The organism is Priestia sp. 3CA3, assembly GCF_056836725.1.
Map to the genome: position 1 here is coordinate 1 of NZ_JBXENJ010000021.1, position 16270 is coordinate 16270.

Sequence of the window (16270 nt, forward strand, 5' to 3'; positions counted from 1 at the left end):
TTAGACTCAGCTTTTTCAACGTGCTCAGGTATCACGTATACAGTAAGACCGTAGCGTTCTTTTATTTCCTTTGCAACTTGTTCTGCTATAATTTTATCAATAAATGCTCCTGTTATAATTCGATAACGTTGCTTTCCAGTTATATCGTATCCTTGTTTCAACTCTATTTGTTTATTATCCATATCCTTTCCCCCCTTATACGGTTAACAAATTAATTTTTTTAACATTGACTTTTATATAGGCACCTCGAAAAGCACCTTAACCTTCGCAAGGAAAAGTTTTTTGCACTGTATCCATTTCAATTAATACAACTTGTCCATTAGTATTGTATAGAGGCGATATGTATAGAAAATATTAAACAAGCTTCAAGAGGCAAGTGAGTACATACACCAAGTAAGTGTGATGGAGGTTTTCTTCCCATTCAAATCTCCTAAGGATATCATTTAAAAAACATAACCTTTTATAAATACATTAAAGGGAGACCTAACGTACTTATAAAAGGGAAACACCATCAAGTATCCTTTTCCAATAATGATTATTTGCGTTCCATTTATCTTGATTGGGTAATTCAATAGCACAAACTTTATTTAGCGACCACTCTTTTTCAACTAAATCATTCACATCTGTATGATTAATAATCAGAATGCTAAAGTCACTTTCAATCATAGTAGATAAAATGCTCTCAAGCTCTGCAGCTTCTTCACGATTAGCTTCCGTTCTAATAAACAGAATACGCTGACCGGTAGATAAATTCTCTAAAAACCGTTGAATTCTTCTATCGTACTTCTCTTTAACCTCCCCGTATCCTCCTAAGTGAGAAAGTGTATTTTTATCAGTCTTAAAATCGTGGTTAAACCCTATATTATAAATTTCATCCCACACTAATAAATCCCACTCAGATACATACTGGATTATCCTTAAATTATCCGGGTTTAAAAAGTCAGCAAACTGATTTTTCAAAAGCATGTTTACCTTTTTCAGATCCGGTGAAGATACCCAATCCAAAATTCCCGCAAAGTTTCTTAAGTTATTGTCTCTCAGTTGAAGAGATGTCAAACATAAATCGCCTAAACTAAAAATGGCGCTATATGCCCCTTTTAGATCTTCTAGTTTCATATGGGTTGCTCCTTAAAGGATCTTATTGTACAAGACTATACAATATTAAATGCAGGCCTATCCTAAAATGTTAGGGCTAATGAGCATATAGTTAATAAAATAGACAACTATACAACTATTTAAGAAGTGTAGAAAAGCTTAAATACTAAGCTTTTTTTCTAGAGAAAGTATATGTTTCCTTTAACCCATCTAAAACAGATACTCTTGAAGACCATTCTAATAGCTTCTGTGCTTTCTCACTGTCAAGACAACTATGTTTGATATCCCCAGGTCTTCCTTCCGTATAAACAGCATCAATATTAGAACCATGAATATACTCAAGATTTTTTAATAAATCGTTCACTGAAGTTTTCTTTGTAGTGCTGGCGTGAACAACCTCTTGGTTCCCCTTTTTAATTGCTGCAATATTAGCTTGAACAATATCTTTTACATATATAAAATCACGTGTCTGTTCCCCATCACCATGAATATTAAAGGAAAGCCCTTTGCTCAACCTTTCTAAAAACACTGCTACTACTCCGCCTTCTCCTTTTGGCGTTTGCCGTGGCCCATATACATTTCCGTATCGAAGAATTGTATACGGCAAATTATACAAATAATGGAATAGACGTATATACGATTCAGCAGCTAGTTTCGAAAGACCGTAATAAGAAGCTGGCACAGTTGCATCTTGTTCAGTAATTAATTCCTTTTGTAGATTTCCATACACAGCTGAAGTAGAGGCAAATATAAACTTACCTACCGAAGCATCTCTACAGGCTTCCAGCAAATTTATAGTTCCTTTTATGTTCACATCTGCGTCATATTGAGGCGATTGGATAGATCGTGAAACATCTGCCTGAGCAGCTAAGTGAAAGACTACGTCAGGCTTTTCATCTAGAATGATTTGTTTAGCTTTATCACTACATATATCTTCTATATGAAAAGTAGCAAGAGGGTGTATATTATCATACTTTCCAGAAATTAAGTTATCAATTATGTGGACATTAAAGCCTTGTCTAATGAGCTCTTCTACAAGATGGGAACCAATAAATCCCGCCCCACCAGTTACTACAGCCTTCATATACTATTCTCTCCTCTTTAAAGTTTTAATAGTATATGTCACCTATAGGGCTCCTGTATAAGCTACCTACCCAATAGTTTCCAAAAAATACATTTAGCTTCCTTTTCGATATATTTACATCTCACTCTTATGTGAAAGCACCTCTTTATAAACATCTAGAACTTTTTGAACTGCATCTTTCTGATCCCAATGTTTTAAAGCCCATTCTTGTGCATTGGCTCCTAAAGTGCTTCTATATGCTGAATCTGTTAGCAAATTATAAAGATTTTCACATAACGATGTGGCATCACCTGCCGGGAAAATTAAGCCTGTAGATCCATGCTGAACCATTTCGGGTAATCCCCCTGCGTCACTTACTATTACTGGTTTTTTAGCAATCTGAGCTTCAATAACTGATAAAGGTTGATTCTCTATAAGACTTGGCAAAACAAAAATGTTAGCAAGAGAGAGTAAAGAAGGCACATCGTTTCTATTACCTAAAAATAAAACCCTCTTACCTAAACCGAGCGCTCTACTCTGAGCCTTCAACTCAGCTTTTTGATCTCCATCTCCAACGATCCAGCAGACCCAGCCTTTCTTAATTTTTTTGAGTTCACTGAGAGCCTCTAATAGATGATGAATACCTTTAATTTCAGCTAATCTCCCTGTATAAATAATTACTTGTTGACCAACTGGTGGATGAACCTTAGATGGTGTTTGCATTCGCTTTAAAAAAGAATCTATATCATATCCGTAATGAAACACTTTAAGTTGATGCTCATTAACCCTAAATTCCTGAATTAAAATTTCCTTTAACCAACGATTTGCAACTATAGTACAATCAGCAGCCATAGCACCTGTATGTTCAAGTTCATTAAAATATTTAGTAGCTATATCAGCTGTAGGAGCCTTCAGAATGTCTTTGATGTAGCGATTTAACTCGTGAGCAACACAACCATGTATAGTTGCTACCACCGGCGTTTTTACACTCTTTAAGGAACGAATACACGCAGTTGCTACAACGTCTTGTGTGTGAATTAAATCATATTGGTTGATATTTAACCGAGAAACACCTCTTGTATAACCAATACGTTCTTTTTCATAAAATTTCACTACTGGATCTTTATATAGAATAGGAGTATTTTTCTCATGTTGTTCCAATTCTTCTACTAATGATAGTTCATCTTTAATTACCTCTATATTTTTATTAACAATATGAACTGATTTATTTCCAAGTCCATGTCCAAGTAAATCTACTTCATGACCTAACCCTTCAAGTTCTTGCTTTAATTGCTGCATATAATTCCAAACTCCACCTACATGGGGAACTTCCCAAAATGTAGCAAGCAGTATTTTCATTATGTTCTCTCCTCTTCCCATAGCATTCACGTTCTAAAAGTCTCTCTATATAGGTATTCATGGAATTTGGTAATGCTATAGACCTCTGCCTGTATTTTTACCCTATGTTTTAGGATCGTGTCTTGTTGAGCATTAGATGAAATATTTAGCTTTTTAAGCATACATCTATAATAAGTTTTATTTATTAGATTATTATTCAGAGTGGGGTGTCGTTAGTGGATAAGAAACCTACGTTACTAATTACCGGTGCTAGTGGATTTACTGGACTTCACGCATGTGATTATTTTTCAAGATTAGAGTTTGACGTCGTAGCTATCACAAACATGAATTCATTTTCTAATAAGCAAATTAAATGCAGAACATGCAATCTATCTAATAATGAGTCAGTAAAGGAGTTAATTTCAATAACCAAGCCGGACTACCTCCTTCATTTGGCAGGTCAAAACGCTGTAGGATTATCCTGGGATAATCCCATTCAATCTCTAGAAGTAAACGCAATGGCTACAGCATACTTACTTGATGCTCTTAGAAAAGAGATGCCTTCTTGCAAAGCTGTCATTGTAGGTTCTGCTCTTCAGTTTGACCCAACGGCTCCAACTACATTTAACCACCCATATGGTCTGAGTAAGACCATTCAGGCCCTCATTTCTCAATTTTGGTCAAACCAATATAATATGAATGTTGTTGTTGCTAAACCATCAAATCTTATAGGTCCTGGTTTCTCTAACGGAGTTTGTTCCATTTTCGCTAAAAAAATTATAGATATGGAGAAAGCAGGGGAAGAACAATATCTGAGGGTCAGTAACTTAAATAATCATTTTGACTTCTTAGACGTACGAGATGCCGTTAGAGCCTATGATTTTCTACTTAGAAAAGGAGAGAATGGACGTTCGTACAATGTCTCCTCTGGAAAAAATCATTCTTTACAAGATGTTATAAATATCTTCAAAAAGATAACTTCTATCAAGTTTCAAGTGAAAGTAGATGATACAAGTCCGTTAAATAATTTTGTTACTTTAAACCCTACAGCACTAACTGAATTGGGTTGGCAACCAACTATAACATTAGAATCTACTATCCAAGACATTATTGAATTTTATCGTTAAAGAACCTTTCTATCGTTAGAATCCCTTCCCCTTTACCTTTATGGAGAATCAAAATTCAAGTGCGTAAAAGTAACCATTCTCTTATAAAATCGGATGTTTTATGTAAATGAAGTTTCTGAGAAAGCATGTCACTTAAGAAGGTTTATGCATATTCTAATCAAGAGTGTGCTTTCATTAATAAACTTAAAATGATCATCTCCACCTTTTATTCACCTGCAAAAGTCGTAATTTAGACTACGTTTCACTTATGCTATTAAAATTTTTTTCGGAGGGGAAACAATGGGTCCAAAAGTATCAATAATTATTCCTTTTTACAACTGTGCCTTTGTCGATCAAGCGATCGAAAGTGCCTTAAACCAAACTTATGAAAATATCGAAGTAGTTGTGGTAGACGATGGTTCAACGTCCCACACTGCGAAGATAGAGTCATTTAAAGATAAAATTGTTTATATAAGAAAAGAAAACGGCGGAACGGCTACTGCAATAAATACTGGTTTATTCGTTGCTACAGGAGAGTATATAGCTTGGTTAAGCTCAGATGATTATTTTGTTCCTGAAAAAATTTCTAAACAGCTAAACTTTATGACGCAAAAGAACATAGATGCCAGCTTTACTAACTTTGACTACATTAATAAAGATAATGAAGTTTTAATACCTTGGTGCTGTAAACGTTTCTCCAGTTTAGAAGAAGTGTATAACGCCTACTTAACGTATAATGCTATCAACGGTTGTACCATTCTTATAAAAAAGAAAATCTTTGATGAAATTGGGATTTTTTCTCCGGATTTTCGCTATACTCAGGATTATGAGATGTGGTTTCGTATGCTTGTTAATGGCTATGAAATCCATTATTATGATGAAGCACTTACAAAATTTCGTTCTCATGAACATTCGGGCACCAGCAGATACCAAAATGAGATGAGAGAAGAAATGAAAACTATCGAGTTTCATTACCGCCCTCTGCTGCAAAAATATATCAGCAAGTCAAAATCACACCCTTCGCAAGATTAGGTGAGCTTACTCTTCTATGATTACTCTTCCCCCCCTATTTATTCCTTTTATAAGCATTCCACTCGTTACTTTGATTTGATAAATGAAATGCATTATTAGGATGCAAGTTTATCTTTCATCCTAAAAACTTTACATGGAAATGTGTAAAGTTTGTTACATACAAATCTGTATGGGAACTTTAATAAAAATACTCTGTAAAAAATAATTATCTAAACTTGTTATTATATTTATCTACTATTAGCATTCAATCGTCCGTGCCAATTGCAAACTTTGGACATATTATAATAAATAGCAACTTTCAAAATGATAAAAAATTAAGCATATATCATCTATAATAATCTTAAGAAAAGAAGGGACTTACATGAAGGATAGTAAGCATTTGTCATTTGATGACAATTTAATTAAGTTTTTAAACGAAGTAAAGCCTAATTTACCTGTCAATTATAAGATACCTGATCCTGGGATTGTAAATATAATTCTTGTTCATACTAAATGAAGTGCTTTAGACGCTGAAAATTCTTATTCTTCTCCTCTTCCTATTGAATAGAGAGAAAATAATTAAAGGATGATTATAAAATGAATATTTTATTAGTTTCCTATTACCCCCTACCCTATACTGGAGGCGTTTGGACATTTGTCTCCTCACTCCAACAGTCACTGAAAGAGTCAGGTCATACAGTTCATGTCCTTAGTCAGACGCCTGATTTAAATAAATATCGAATCATTGGACAAAAGCCAGAAATAGATATTGAAGTTTTTTCCTACTATATTGAAGAAAAATTGCTTACTGAGCTTCCTTCACTCCCAGTGAAGAGTTGGATATACAACACTGAGTTATTTCGTTATAGCTTAGAGCTTTCGGCAGCATATTATAACCTTCAGCAATATGACCTCATACATGCGCTAGATGTCACAGCGGCAAACGCTATAAATCGAGTTAAACCTTCTCATACCCCACTTGTGACTAGTGCTCTTGGAAATCTGTCAAAAGATATTTTTTTCACACTCAAAACCATGCATCCTCATAAAACAGACAAACAAATAGAGGCCACATTTGAATATCAATATCACCAGGTAATTGAGAAGTTAGGATATGAGGCAAGTGATTTCATTCATAGTCCAACCGAATGGATGTCTCGTAATATCGTAGATAATTTTTCTATTCCTTCAGAAAAAATTGTTACCTTTCCATATGGAATTAGTAATCAACAGTTCCTTGGGGATGCCATGGAGAAGCCACTTATCGGACCCAAGCAGAGTAAAAAAATTATTCTTTATATGGGAAGGCTTGTCTATTTAAAAGGCATTCATCACCTCCTAGATGCCCTTTCTCTCTTAAAAGAAGATAGACAGGATTGGGAATGCTGGATACTGGGGGAAGGCGAAATTAAAGGGGAATTAGAAAAACAATGCATAAACTTAGATTTAAAAGATAAAGTTAGATTTTTAGGTGCATCCAATAATGTTCTCCATTTCCTTAGAGAAGCCGATATCTTTGTTCATCCTAGTATTCACGATACTCAGCCTTATTCTGTTATGGAAGCTCAGCTTACAGGCCTTCCTGTTCTTATTAGCAATACAGCTGGACTACCTGAAATGATTGAAGTCGGAAGAAGCGGGCTAGTCTCTTCTGTAGGAAACATTTATGAACTTTATGAGCAATTAAAGTACTTGCTTGCAAATGATTTCCTTCGAAAACAGCTAGCTTCTTGTACAAAAGAGTGGGCTCAAAATAAATGGGACCTTAGCAAAATGGTTAATAATTTTCTGTCGCTTTACGAACAAGCGGAAAAGCTTCGCACAGAAAACCAAGAAAAATAAAACACCAGATCCGAGAACAGATCTGGTATTTTATTTACCTACTAAGATTTAATCCGAGTGATTGAATCATTGAAATAAAATTCACACAGTATAAATCTGGGTTAAAATTTACCTTTACGTGCTCAAAAGCATTTTTACGTATTTGTTCTCTTAACTGAGAGTCTGCCATTAACTCCTTTGCCTCTTTAACAGCTTCGGTAACGTCACCTAATGTGTAGTATTTGCCTGTTTTATTATGAATAACGGAGCTTCTTACGCCATCGGAGTCAGTGGTTAAAACTGGACACTTACAACTCATTGCTTCAAGAAGAGAGTATGGAGCTCCTTCTACCTTTGAAGTAGAGCATAAAAACCCGCCTGATTCCCCTATCATGGAAAAATAAACGGCCATTTGATCATTCGGAACGTTTGCATGAAGAAAAAGATGTTTTTCTAAATCTAACTGTTTAATTAATTTTTCAAATTGAGCTCTTTCCTTAGCTTCGCTTAGAGTAGGGTCTTCAAACATATGTAATCGTATGTTTGAATTGTGATTATGGATTAATTCGCTACCGATTTTTAAGAACTCTCTCCAATTTTTGTTATCTTCGATTCGCCCAATCCATGCAATGTTAGGATGATGACTAGTGGGCACAGCTTTATAAGAGAACTGGTTAGTATCGAAACAGTTGTTGAAGCTAAACTTTGGAAGTGAAGGATAGAGTTCATCTAGTAATTGAACAATATGAGGAGTCTTTGGATTAAGAAATCCCGTAGCATAGTTATTGACAAGAGGTATAGCATCTGTAAGAGCGGATTTTGCTGTACTTTTCGGTCCGTATCCTTGTATTTCAATAATCATTTTTCCTTGGTATCCAAGTGATCTAAACCGAGGCAAAGCTTGAAAGTCTGAGACAATGACAATAAGACTATAATTTCCTTCATCAAGGATTTTTTTTATCTCATGGTCGTCATTCGTTACAAACGTTTGGGTCCCATGGTCGTTCATATTTTTCTTTCTATTTTCATAATAAAGACAATGAGCATTAACGTTGTACTTTTTAAGGGCTTTACACCTTTGACGATTTAACGTTTCTACTCCTCCACTCGGAACATAAAACACGAATAATATATTCATTTTGCCTCTCCACCCTTACTTATAGAATTAATAAACTTCTATTTCATATGTAAACCGTGTTACATATGTTAATAAATGTGATGTAAATTTAGAAACCATTATTTTCCCTGAAAACAGATTAGAGATTGTTAATTTTTGAAAGGAGAAGCGAATATGTCAAAAGTTTCTATTGTTGTACCATTCTTTAATTGCTCTTATATCGATCATGCACTAGATAGTATAACTAAACAGACATACACCAATATTGAAATTATCGTAGTAAATGATGGATCTACTAAGCATACGGATAAAATCCTTCCCTACTTAGATAAAATCACCTATGTTTCAAAAGAAAATGGTGGCACAGCTAGTGCTTTAAATACAGGAATTCAGCAAGCAACAGGTGATTATATATGTTGGCTTAGTTCCGATGATATTTATGATCCTCAAAAAATTGCCATACAATTAGAATCGATGAAAACTCATAATGCCTTTTTCAGTCACACAAATTACTACGCCATTAATTACAGAGGACGAATTATTAGTCCACCTTTAGGTATCCAAACGTTAAGTAAATTAGACCTTATCACTCGAATAAGTAAAGGAAATATTATCAACGGCTGCTCAATTATGATTCACAAAGATGTATTTAATCATGTGGGTCTATTCGATGAGACGCTTCTGTATACTCATGACTATGACTTATGGTTACGAATCATTCAAGTATTCGACTTACAATACATTTCCCATCCTCTGTTGCTATCAAGGATACATGAAAGTATGGGAAGTAAAAAATATGCTTCTTTTATTAAAGAAGAAAATAAAATTGTGATTAATCGTCATAAATACGTAATGGAACAACTAGCGCTAAGATATAAAGAAAGCTTTGAATAACAATTTAGTTAACAGTCCTTCTATAAGAAATGCGGATTTTCAGCTAAATTAGGTAAAGCGCCGAGCACCATGAAATCGGATAAGCATATTATAAAACATAGATAATAATGCAAAAATTTTGCTTTAAGAAAGGATGAATTCTATTGGCACTATCAAGTGAAGCAAGAGCAGCGTTGTTAAGAAACCTGCTTTCATTACCTCAAACAGTCAACACAACTACTACTTCTGCCACAGACCTTTTAAATGCTGTCAATCCTGCTACTACTGTAACTAACGCCTTAAATACTATTAATCCTACTACTGTCGTAACAGATCTTTTAAATACGGTTAACACAACTACAACTGGCCTTTTAAACACAGTTAATACAACCACAACTGATATCTTAAACACTACTACGGGTCTTGTAAGTACTACTACTACTTCTGCTAGTGATCTTTTAAGAAATCTTCTCTCCATATTAGCAGGACTACCAATTTCATCTGGTTCAGCCCCGATTACAAACGACTTAAAAAATCGTGTTAATCAAACAGTTCAAATATCTACACCGAATGAAACCATTACAGGTGTTTTACTTGCTGTTTTATCAGACTACGTGGCAGTTGCTGAAAGTGACGGATCGTTAAACTATATCCCACTTTCTAAAGTTGAAACAGTATCATCACTTTGAGGAAGGAGTCATACTATGTTTGAAAGTACTTTAGTAGCTGAATTAACAAAGCGTATTGGTACACCAGTCGAAATTGCATTAGCAGATGGCTTTGTTGAAGGAATTATCACTGCTGTAACGAATGGCCTTATTACAATCCTTCAAACTGTGGGATATGGATATGGCGGAACTACTCTTCCTTTAACTATCGCTTTTCCATCAATTACTTCAATTAAAATTTCACCGGTTGCGTAAACTAGTCAAGGTTTTTTAAGAAATCACTCCAACTGGAGTGATTTCTTTTTGTAATACTTAACGGGTGTTCCCTTACGTTATAAACTGTCATATCTTCATATAAAAAGCGATGTGTTTTTATTAGATCATTTAATACACTTACATCCTCATACATTCGTCCCCCTTCAAAATCAATTAGAGGAAATCCCTTGTTTTCTTTTAAAGTCGCGGTACGATAGATGCGAGGTCCTAAGGGAAATACATAAGAAAGAAGGTCACTTCTATTAAGAATCATCCGTCCTTTCCTCAGTCCTTTATACCTTATATGTTCTTCTCCATTCTGCTTCCATGCTCTTAAATTCCCGTAAAGAACAGCTACGTCTTCCTTTAAATTTTCTAAATATCTTCTTATAGTGTAAAGTGCATCCGGGTCTAGCCAGTCGTCGGCATCTAACTCCATGACAAATTCTGTTTCAACGTATGTTAGGGCCTCATTAAGAGCTCTTGCTTTTCCACCATTATCTTTACTAAAAAACCTAAAACCTGGTGCATTTTCAAAGCTCTTTATAATTTCTAAGGAATGATCGTTTGATCCATCATCAACGACTAGTATTTGCTCTGGGAGACTACTTTGCAGAATGCACGAGTTAATAGCTATTCCTACGTAATTACCCATATTGTAATTAGCTATCATAACCGTAATTGACGGAGGTATGTTCTGTGTTTCTAATTTTTGCTGATACTTTTCGATAAAATTCAATTTTTGAAGGTGACTACTGGTCTTATCTATAGATACCTGATTAACTAATTTATTGGGTGAAGGAAGGATAGATAGTTCATTTATTTGTGAAAGCCAAGATGGAAGAACTGATTCTTTAAATGGAAGATAACTCTTAGATAAGAAAGGGTTTTGTTTCAGAAAAGATGTTTTTATGAGAAAAGGTCTTTTTATAACTTTATTATTAATTATAAAATCGTAAGTCATAGCACCTTTTTTATCATTTAAAGTTAATGTGTGCTTCATTACATTATCATTCAAATAATCATAACTATACAAAAACATAACATATTCACACGACAATCCTTGAATGTAATAATTTAACGTTAATCCTAGGTCATTATTTATTAAGTTTATACATTGTATCTTTGTGTCTTCAAAAATCATTCCTGATTGCAGTAAAGTCTCTGGTATGTCCAAGATCATAATTTTATTTATGCGGTTATTGATAAAATGTAACGAGTCCACGGCCTTTTTTATCGAACTTGAGTTTACATAACCAACTAAAAATATCTGAATATCCATCATTTATATTCCTCCATCCTTAAGAACGCTAACTATGCTGCAGCTTCACGATACCTTATTTATTGTTTTTCATACCTTCAGTTTATGTGTATTGATCTATATGTATGGTTTAAACCTAAACGCTTTTTATAAAAAAGCATTCTTAATTGTATCTTGATTTAATTGAAAACAGTTTAATTAACCTTGTAAATTAATTAGTTTGTCCAATCACTAGATGACAATGTTTCATATAGTAATAGTACATAGAAAGGAGGTTAAAAATACCATGACAATATTATTAGATTCTAGAACATCTCAAAATGCTAGTATCGCTAACTCTATTTCTATTCCTATTACGCTTCTCTCCAATCCGGGTCTATTCGGTCAAATTGGCCTCAACGTTACAAGTGCTACAGGTGTTATACGTACTCAATTGAGTGGTACTGTAGCTTGCCAATTACCACTCCTCCCCGTCGCAACTACTGTTACAATCACTATTGTAAGAGGTACTGCCTTTAACGATCCTGTTGTCTATTCCTCATCGGAGGCATTAAATATTAACCTTTTAGGACCACAGCTGTTTACATTTACTGCTTCAGATTTTAATGTACCAAAACCCACTTCTAACCTTTTAGTTTACACTGCTTTTATCACTTGTAACATCCTAGGAACTGTGAGGGTTGGACCAGAAAGTTTTAATGGCGTTGCTTATTCGGATTAACATATTGCTTAATTTTATATAATAAAAAAGCTTTCGCTCTTACAAAAGCGAAGGCTTTTTTACTTTCTTTTATTTACTAAAATACGAACGAATAAATTTAGCTAAATGCATTCACAGAATAAAACCTTATCTTTATTCTGTTTCCCTATATAGGATTAAAACCATTGTCCTTCTTTGTTTTTACGCTCAGAAGATCTGGTACGTATTAAAGAATATCTAGTGTAACTAAGATAGCAATTAGTACTTGTAATAATACTTGAAGATTTACAGCAATATCTGTATCAGTAGCTGTAACATTTACGTTTGTAGAGTTTTCAATAATTGTCTTTTGAGTATTTTTTTGTTTAATACCAGCAAATTGTTTTAACTCTTCAACAATGCTGTCTCCTTGAGTATTATCGCCGATTGTAATACGTACTACTACTGCAATAGCAATTTGTAAAGCTACTTGAATAGTTGCTGCAATTTGAGTATCTGTTGTTTGTACTCTAACACCTTCTGAATCTTTAACAATAATTTTTTCAAAAGATTTTTGTTCAGTAGCAGCGATTTGGTCAGCTTCTTGCCATACGTCTCTACCACTGAATCGTTTATTTTCACAATGGTCTAGTGCTCTCCATTTTCTTCCACCCATTTTTCTCACCTCTTTTAATTTTTAATTAAAGAACATCAACAAGCACAATAATAGCTACTAGTACTTGTAACAACACTTGAACGTTAAGAGCTACGTCTGTATCAGTCGTTGTAATCTCTACGTCTTTAGAGTTTTCAATATAAATTTTTTGTTTATTTGTTTGCTCTATCTCAGATAGCTGTAATAAGTCTTGAAGCACACCATCATTTTGAGAAGTATCGCCGATAGCAATACGGATCACGATAGCAATAGCTACTTGGATAGCCACTTGAATACCGATAGCTGCTTGAGTATCTGTAGTAGTGACATTGATGTCACAAGAATCTTTAATCCAAATTAATTCATCTGATTCTTGGTCAATTAACGAAAGTTGATCCAATTCTTGAACTACTTCTGCATCAAAGCTTTCACTGCTTTCAAAGCTCTCACGACTATTATAGTAATCATATTCTGTAGATTCACTTTCATAGTGATCTACTTTACAGCCATCTTTACAATGCTTCTTAGAATCATCTTTTTTATGTCTGCATTTGGATTTTTTCTTTACATCGTAAGAATAATATTTTTTAGATGACATAACTAACACTCCTTTTTCATGGTATGTATTAATATATGAACATACCAATCAATAGGATTGGGCCAATTGACCATTGAGTGCAACCATTTTAAAAAACAACAAAAACGCCTATTTAATGGCGTTTATGAACGGTATAATTCATTTTTTCTTGTTGGAAGCATTTGTTTGTTGTACAAACTCATCTACTCGTTTCGACAAATCTTCAACCATTTCTTTGAGCATTTGTTTCTTCTCTTCAGATAGGTTTCCTTTGATTTTCTCTTTATCTATGCCATGTTTAGAAAAAACGTCGTTTACTAATAAGTCCATCAACTTATTTGGAACAATCTCCGGTTTTTTTGGTGAATCACTCATATTAATCGCTCCTTTTACATAAGGTCGTTATTCATAACAACATATGCAAGAATGGCATAAAAGGAAACAATTCCTCCCTGTTTTCACATGTCGTTGAAGCGATTTTTTACTCACTAATATTTTCTTTTAAATAAAACAGTAGCATTTCTATACTAGGGTAACTGTGATAGCCATATTCTTCTTCTAAAAATTTAAGATAATAAAATAAATTTAACATCATATATTTGTACATAAGGTAAGTACCTTATGTTTTCAACAATTTTCTTAACAGTATTTATGAAAAGAGTTGAGTTAAATGGGAAAAAAAGCAAAGGTTGTGCATGTTGCAGGTGATTTTTTATCTCCAAGAGGAAAATCATCTACTAATCAAATCTATACAATAAACGAGGATAACAATACAGTTTCTGTAATGGATGGATTAACAGATGACTTTATTGCCACTATAAACGTAGGCCGTCAGCCGGCGAATGTAAATGGCAATCCATCTACTAATCGTATTTATGTAACTAATAAAGGTGATGATACTGTTTCAGTTATTGATGCAGATACTAATACAGTTATTGGTATTATTCCAGTTGGTGATCAGCCTTCAGGTGTAGGAATTAATCCCTACACAAATAGAATTTATATCACAAATGCAGGTCAGGATACTGTTTCAGTCATTGATGGTTCAACAAATATTGTTATCACCACAATACCTGTAGAAACCCATCCAATTAATTTAGACGTTCATCCCTATATTAATCGTATTTATGTAGCAAATAAGTTTAAAAATACCGTCTCCGTTATTGATGGATTAACAAATACAGTAATGTCTACAGTGCGAGTTGGTGATCAGCCTACTGATTTAGGAGCTAATCTATCCAACAACCGCATTTATGTAGCTAATAAAAATAGTGACACTGTTTCGGTCATTGATGCAGGTACAAATGCTGTAATTGGAATAGTACCTGTCATAGAACAACCTTCTATGGTTGATGTTAACGCAGCCAATAATCAAATTCACGTAACGAATGAAGAAAATAGTGTAGTCTCTGTTATTGATGGTGCCACTAATATTGTCATTGCTACCCTCCCTGTCGGTGATCAGTCAACTTATACAATAACCGATACCTAATATAAGAACATAACGTGGATACTTATGTTCTATACGAGGTGGCATAACCATGATCTTATTTTATAACCTGTAGCAACAATAATCTTATAGAAACACAATTATTGTTGCTACAATTAATGATTTCAAATGTTTCTTAAGGAGTTCACTCTTTATCAAAATTTCTCCATTTTTGATAAAGAGAAGGTTGAATATCTTTAACATGAGATAAAAATTCTTTTGATAAGTTTAATCCCTTCAAATCTTTTAGTAATTTAATAGGAGTAGGTCGCTTAGAAGTAAAAGCTCTTTTAAGATCAATTATTTTTAAATTTCCCTGTTCAGTTATTAGAACATGCCGTAATTCCGTATCTTGTCTACGAAAACTTAATTTCTTTAATTCATTAAAGAGGCTTATCAATTGTACAACCAAAGCCTTTTCTATATATTGATTTTTTTTTAGATGTTTTGCCAAGGAAATTCCTTTTATATATTCCATGACTATGTAATTTGGTCCATAATCGTAGAGATGAGGAATAATAAAAGACGACTGCCCCACTTTTATCGCTTCTAACTCTTTTTTATATACCTCTTCCTTAAAAAATACTTTTATACATCGATTATCAGTCAATTGATAAATAACACCATCTTTGCCTTGTCCAACTACCTCATACCTTTTAAAATCCATAAGTTCATTTTCTTTTTCTCCTACTAATTTCTGAGAAGAGTGCCCAAATGATTTATCATTCAACAAGTCTAACTTTTTAACGCTGTTAGACGGAACAAGCTGAACACTATTATTACTCAGCAGCTGATACTTTTTCTTATCATGCCATTTAAAGAGAGGTGCTTTCGGAAGCCTATCCCACCTATTATGATCACTACGATAATGAAAATATGATTTTCCCATTCTGTTCCTCCTTCCCCATTTGTTATTCTATTCGTTTATAAATAAATTGCTTGTATACTTATCCATCTACATATAAGTTCGCGAAAAATTTTTGTTCAAATCCAAGACAAGCACCCTCTCCTGTTACCAACGGTTACATACTATAGTAATGAAAGAGGTGAATATTGATATGAAATATAAAGAAGATTGGACTTTGGAAGAGAAAGATCATAAAAATCCTTGTAAAAAGTGTGAGAAACATAAAAAACATGATTCTTGTAAGGATACTTGTAAAAAAATGCGAGTTATAAATTTATGGAAATTAAACTCTAAATATTAATTTTACCTAAAAAAGAAATAAGACCTATTGGCATTTAGCAATAGGTCTTATTTC

General features: G+C 33.8%; 19 protein-coding genes. 9 read left to right on the plus strand and 10 right to left on the minus strand.

All coding sequences use genetic code 11. The features are described 5' to 3' along the window. The 4 genes from AC1VNJ_RS25740 to AC1VNJ_RS25755 all read right to left on the minus strand — a co-directional run. On the minus strand, positions 1–182 hold a 182-nt coding region (locus tag AC1VNJ_RS25740), incomplete at its 3' end, for an SPOR domain-containing protein (protein ID WP_482641529.1). A 310-nt stretch (positions 183–492) separates the two neighbouring features. Next, complete coding sequence (locus AC1VNJ_RS25745; protein WP_310876643.1) at positions 493–1116, minus strand: DUF1796 family putative cysteine peptidase; 624 nt, start codon at positions 1114–1116, stop codon at positions 493–495. A gap of 145 nt (positions 1117–1261) precedes the next feature. Next, positions 1262–2179, minus strand: coding sequence for an NAD-dependent epimerase/dehydratase family protein (locus AC1VNJ_RS25750; RefSeq protein WP_098627433.1), 918 nt, complete (start codon positions 2177–2179; stop codon positions 1262–1264). Between the two features lie 114 nt (positions 2180–2293). After that, a complete protein-coding gene (locus AC1VNJ_RS25755) occupies positions 2294–3517 on the minus strand; it encodes a glycosyltransferase family 4 protein (protein WP_098627434.1) in 1224 nt (407 codons plus the stop codon). A gap of 215 nt (positions 3518–3732) precedes the next feature. On the opposite strand from AC1VNJ_RS25755, the gene AC1VNJ_RS25760 reads away from it, so the two are divergent. The 3 genes from AC1VNJ_RS25760 to AC1VNJ_RS25770 all read left to right on the plus strand — a co-directional run bounded on the left by AC1VNJ_RS25760 (position 3733) and on the right by AC1VNJ_RS25770 (position 7455). Beyond that, a complete protein-coding gene (locus tag AC1VNJ_RS25760; protein WP_098627435.1) occupies positions 3733–4623 on the plus strand; it encodes an NAD-dependent epimerase/dehydratase family protein in 891 nt (296 codons plus the stop codon). Between the two features lie 279 nt (positions 4624–4902). Next, positions 4903–5634: a glycosyltransferase gene (locus AC1VNJ_RS25765; RefSeq protein WP_098112989.1), complete on the plus strand. Its 732-nt coding sequence runs from the start codon at positions 4903–4905 to the stop codon at positions 5632–5634. A gap of 576 nt (positions 5635–6210) precedes the next feature. Beyond that, positions 6211–7455 carry a glycosyltransferase family 4 protein gene (locus AC1VNJ_RS25770; RefSeq protein ID WP_482641530.1) on the plus strand — a complete coding sequence of 415 codons (1245 nt, stop codon included), beginning with the start codon at positions 6211–6213 and terminating at the stop codon, positions 7453–7455. Positions 7456–7489: 34 nt separating this feature from the next. On the opposite strand, the gene AC1VNJ_RS25775 is transcribed toward AC1VNJ_RS25770, so the two are convergent. Further along, positions 7490–8572 (minus strand): glycosyltransferase family 4 protein, encoded by a 1083-nt coding sequence (locus tag AC1VNJ_RS25775; protein WP_098627437.1) that lies wholly within the window; start codon positions 8570–8572, stop codon positions 7490–7492. A gap of 153 nt (positions 8573–8725) precedes the next feature. Between AC1VNJ_RS25775 and AC1VNJ_RS25780 the strand changes: the two genes are divergently transcribed. The 3 genes from AC1VNJ_RS25780 (at position 8726) to AC1VNJ_RS25790 (ending at position 10347) form a co-directional block, all read left to right on the plus strand. Continuing rightward, a complete protein-coding gene (locus AC1VNJ_RS25780) occupies positions 8726–9445 on the plus strand; it encodes a glycosyltransferase family 2 protein (RefSeq protein WP_099000280.1) in 720 nt (239 codons plus the stop codon). 143 nt (positions 9446–9588) lie between these two features. Then, positions 9589–10113 (plus strand): DUF2642 domain-containing protein, encoded by a 525-nt coding sequence (locus AC1VNJ_RS25785; RefSeq protein ID WP_482641531.1) that lies wholly within the window; start codon positions 9589–9591, stop codon positions 10111–10113. Positions 10114–10128: 15 nt separating this feature from the next. After that, positions 10129–10347, plus strand: a complete 219-nt coding sequence (locus AC1VNJ_RS25790; RefSeq protein WP_098627440.1) for a hypothetical protein — start codon at positions 10129–10131, stop codon at positions 10345–10347. A 1-nt stretch (position 10348) separates the two neighbouring features. On the opposite strand, the gene AC1VNJ_RS25795 is transcribed toward AC1VNJ_RS25790, so the two are convergent. Continuing rightward, positions 10349–11632: a glycosyltransferase family 2 protein gene (locus tag AC1VNJ_RS25795; protein ID WP_098627441.1), complete on the minus strand. Its 1284-nt coding sequence runs from the start codon at positions 11630–11632 to the stop codon at positions 10349–10351. Positions 11633–11894: 262 nt separating this feature from the next. Between AC1VNJ_RS25795 and AC1VNJ_RS25800 the strand changes: the two genes are divergently transcribed. Next, entirely contained in the window at positions 11895–12329 is a 435-nt protein-coding gene (locus AC1VNJ_RS25800; protein WP_098627442.1) for a hypothetical protein, read from the plus strand. A gap of 205 nt (positions 12330–12534) precedes the next feature. Here AC1VNJ_RS25800 and AC1VNJ_RS25805 read toward each other — a convergent pair whose 3' ends face one another. The 3 genes from AC1VNJ_RS25805 to AC1VNJ_RS25815 form a co-directional block, all read right to left on the minus strand. Continuing rightward, positions 12535–12963, minus strand: coding sequence for a spore coat protein (locus AC1VNJ_RS25805; protein ID WP_098627443.1), 429 nt, complete (start codon positions 12961–12963; stop codon positions 12535–12537). A 25-nt stretch (positions 12964–12988) separates the two neighbouring features. Then, positions 12989–13540 carry a spore coat protein gene (locus AC1VNJ_RS25810; RefSeq protein WP_098627444.1) on the minus strand — a complete coding sequence of 184 codons (552 nt, stop codon included), beginning with the start codon at positions 13538–13540 and terminating at the stop codon, positions 12989–12991. A 138-nt stretch (positions 13541–13678) separates the two neighbouring features. Next, positions 13679–13894: a spore coat protein gene (locus tag AC1VNJ_RS25815; protein ID WP_098627445.1), complete on the minus strand. Its 216-nt coding sequence runs from the start codon at positions 13892–13894 to the stop codon at positions 13679–13681. 295 nt (positions 13895–14189) lie between these two features. Here AC1VNJ_RS25815 and AC1VNJ_RS25820 point away from each other — a divergent pair, with 295 nt between their 5' ends. Beyond that, positions 14190–15011, plus strand: coding sequence for a YncE family protein (locus AC1VNJ_RS25820; RefSeq protein WP_098627446.1), 822 nt, complete (start codon positions 14190–14192; stop codon positions 15009–15011). A 142-nt stretch (positions 15012–15153) separates the two neighbouring features. Here the strand turns inward: AC1VNJ_RS25820 and AC1VNJ_RS25825 are convergent, their stop codons facing one another. After that, positions 15154–15897 (minus strand): hypothetical protein, encoded by a 744-nt coding sequence (locus tag AC1VNJ_RS25825; protein ID WP_482641532.1) that lies wholly within the window; start codon positions 15895–15897, stop codon positions 15154–15156. 169 nt (positions 15898–16066) lie between these two features. Between AC1VNJ_RS25825 and AC1VNJ_RS25830 the strand changes: the two genes are divergently transcribed. After that, entirely contained in the window at positions 16067–16216 is a 150-nt protein-coding gene (locus AC1VNJ_RS25830; RefSeq protein WP_176544800.1) for a hypothetical protein, read from the plus strand. Positions 16217–16270: the final 54 nt, after the last annotated feature.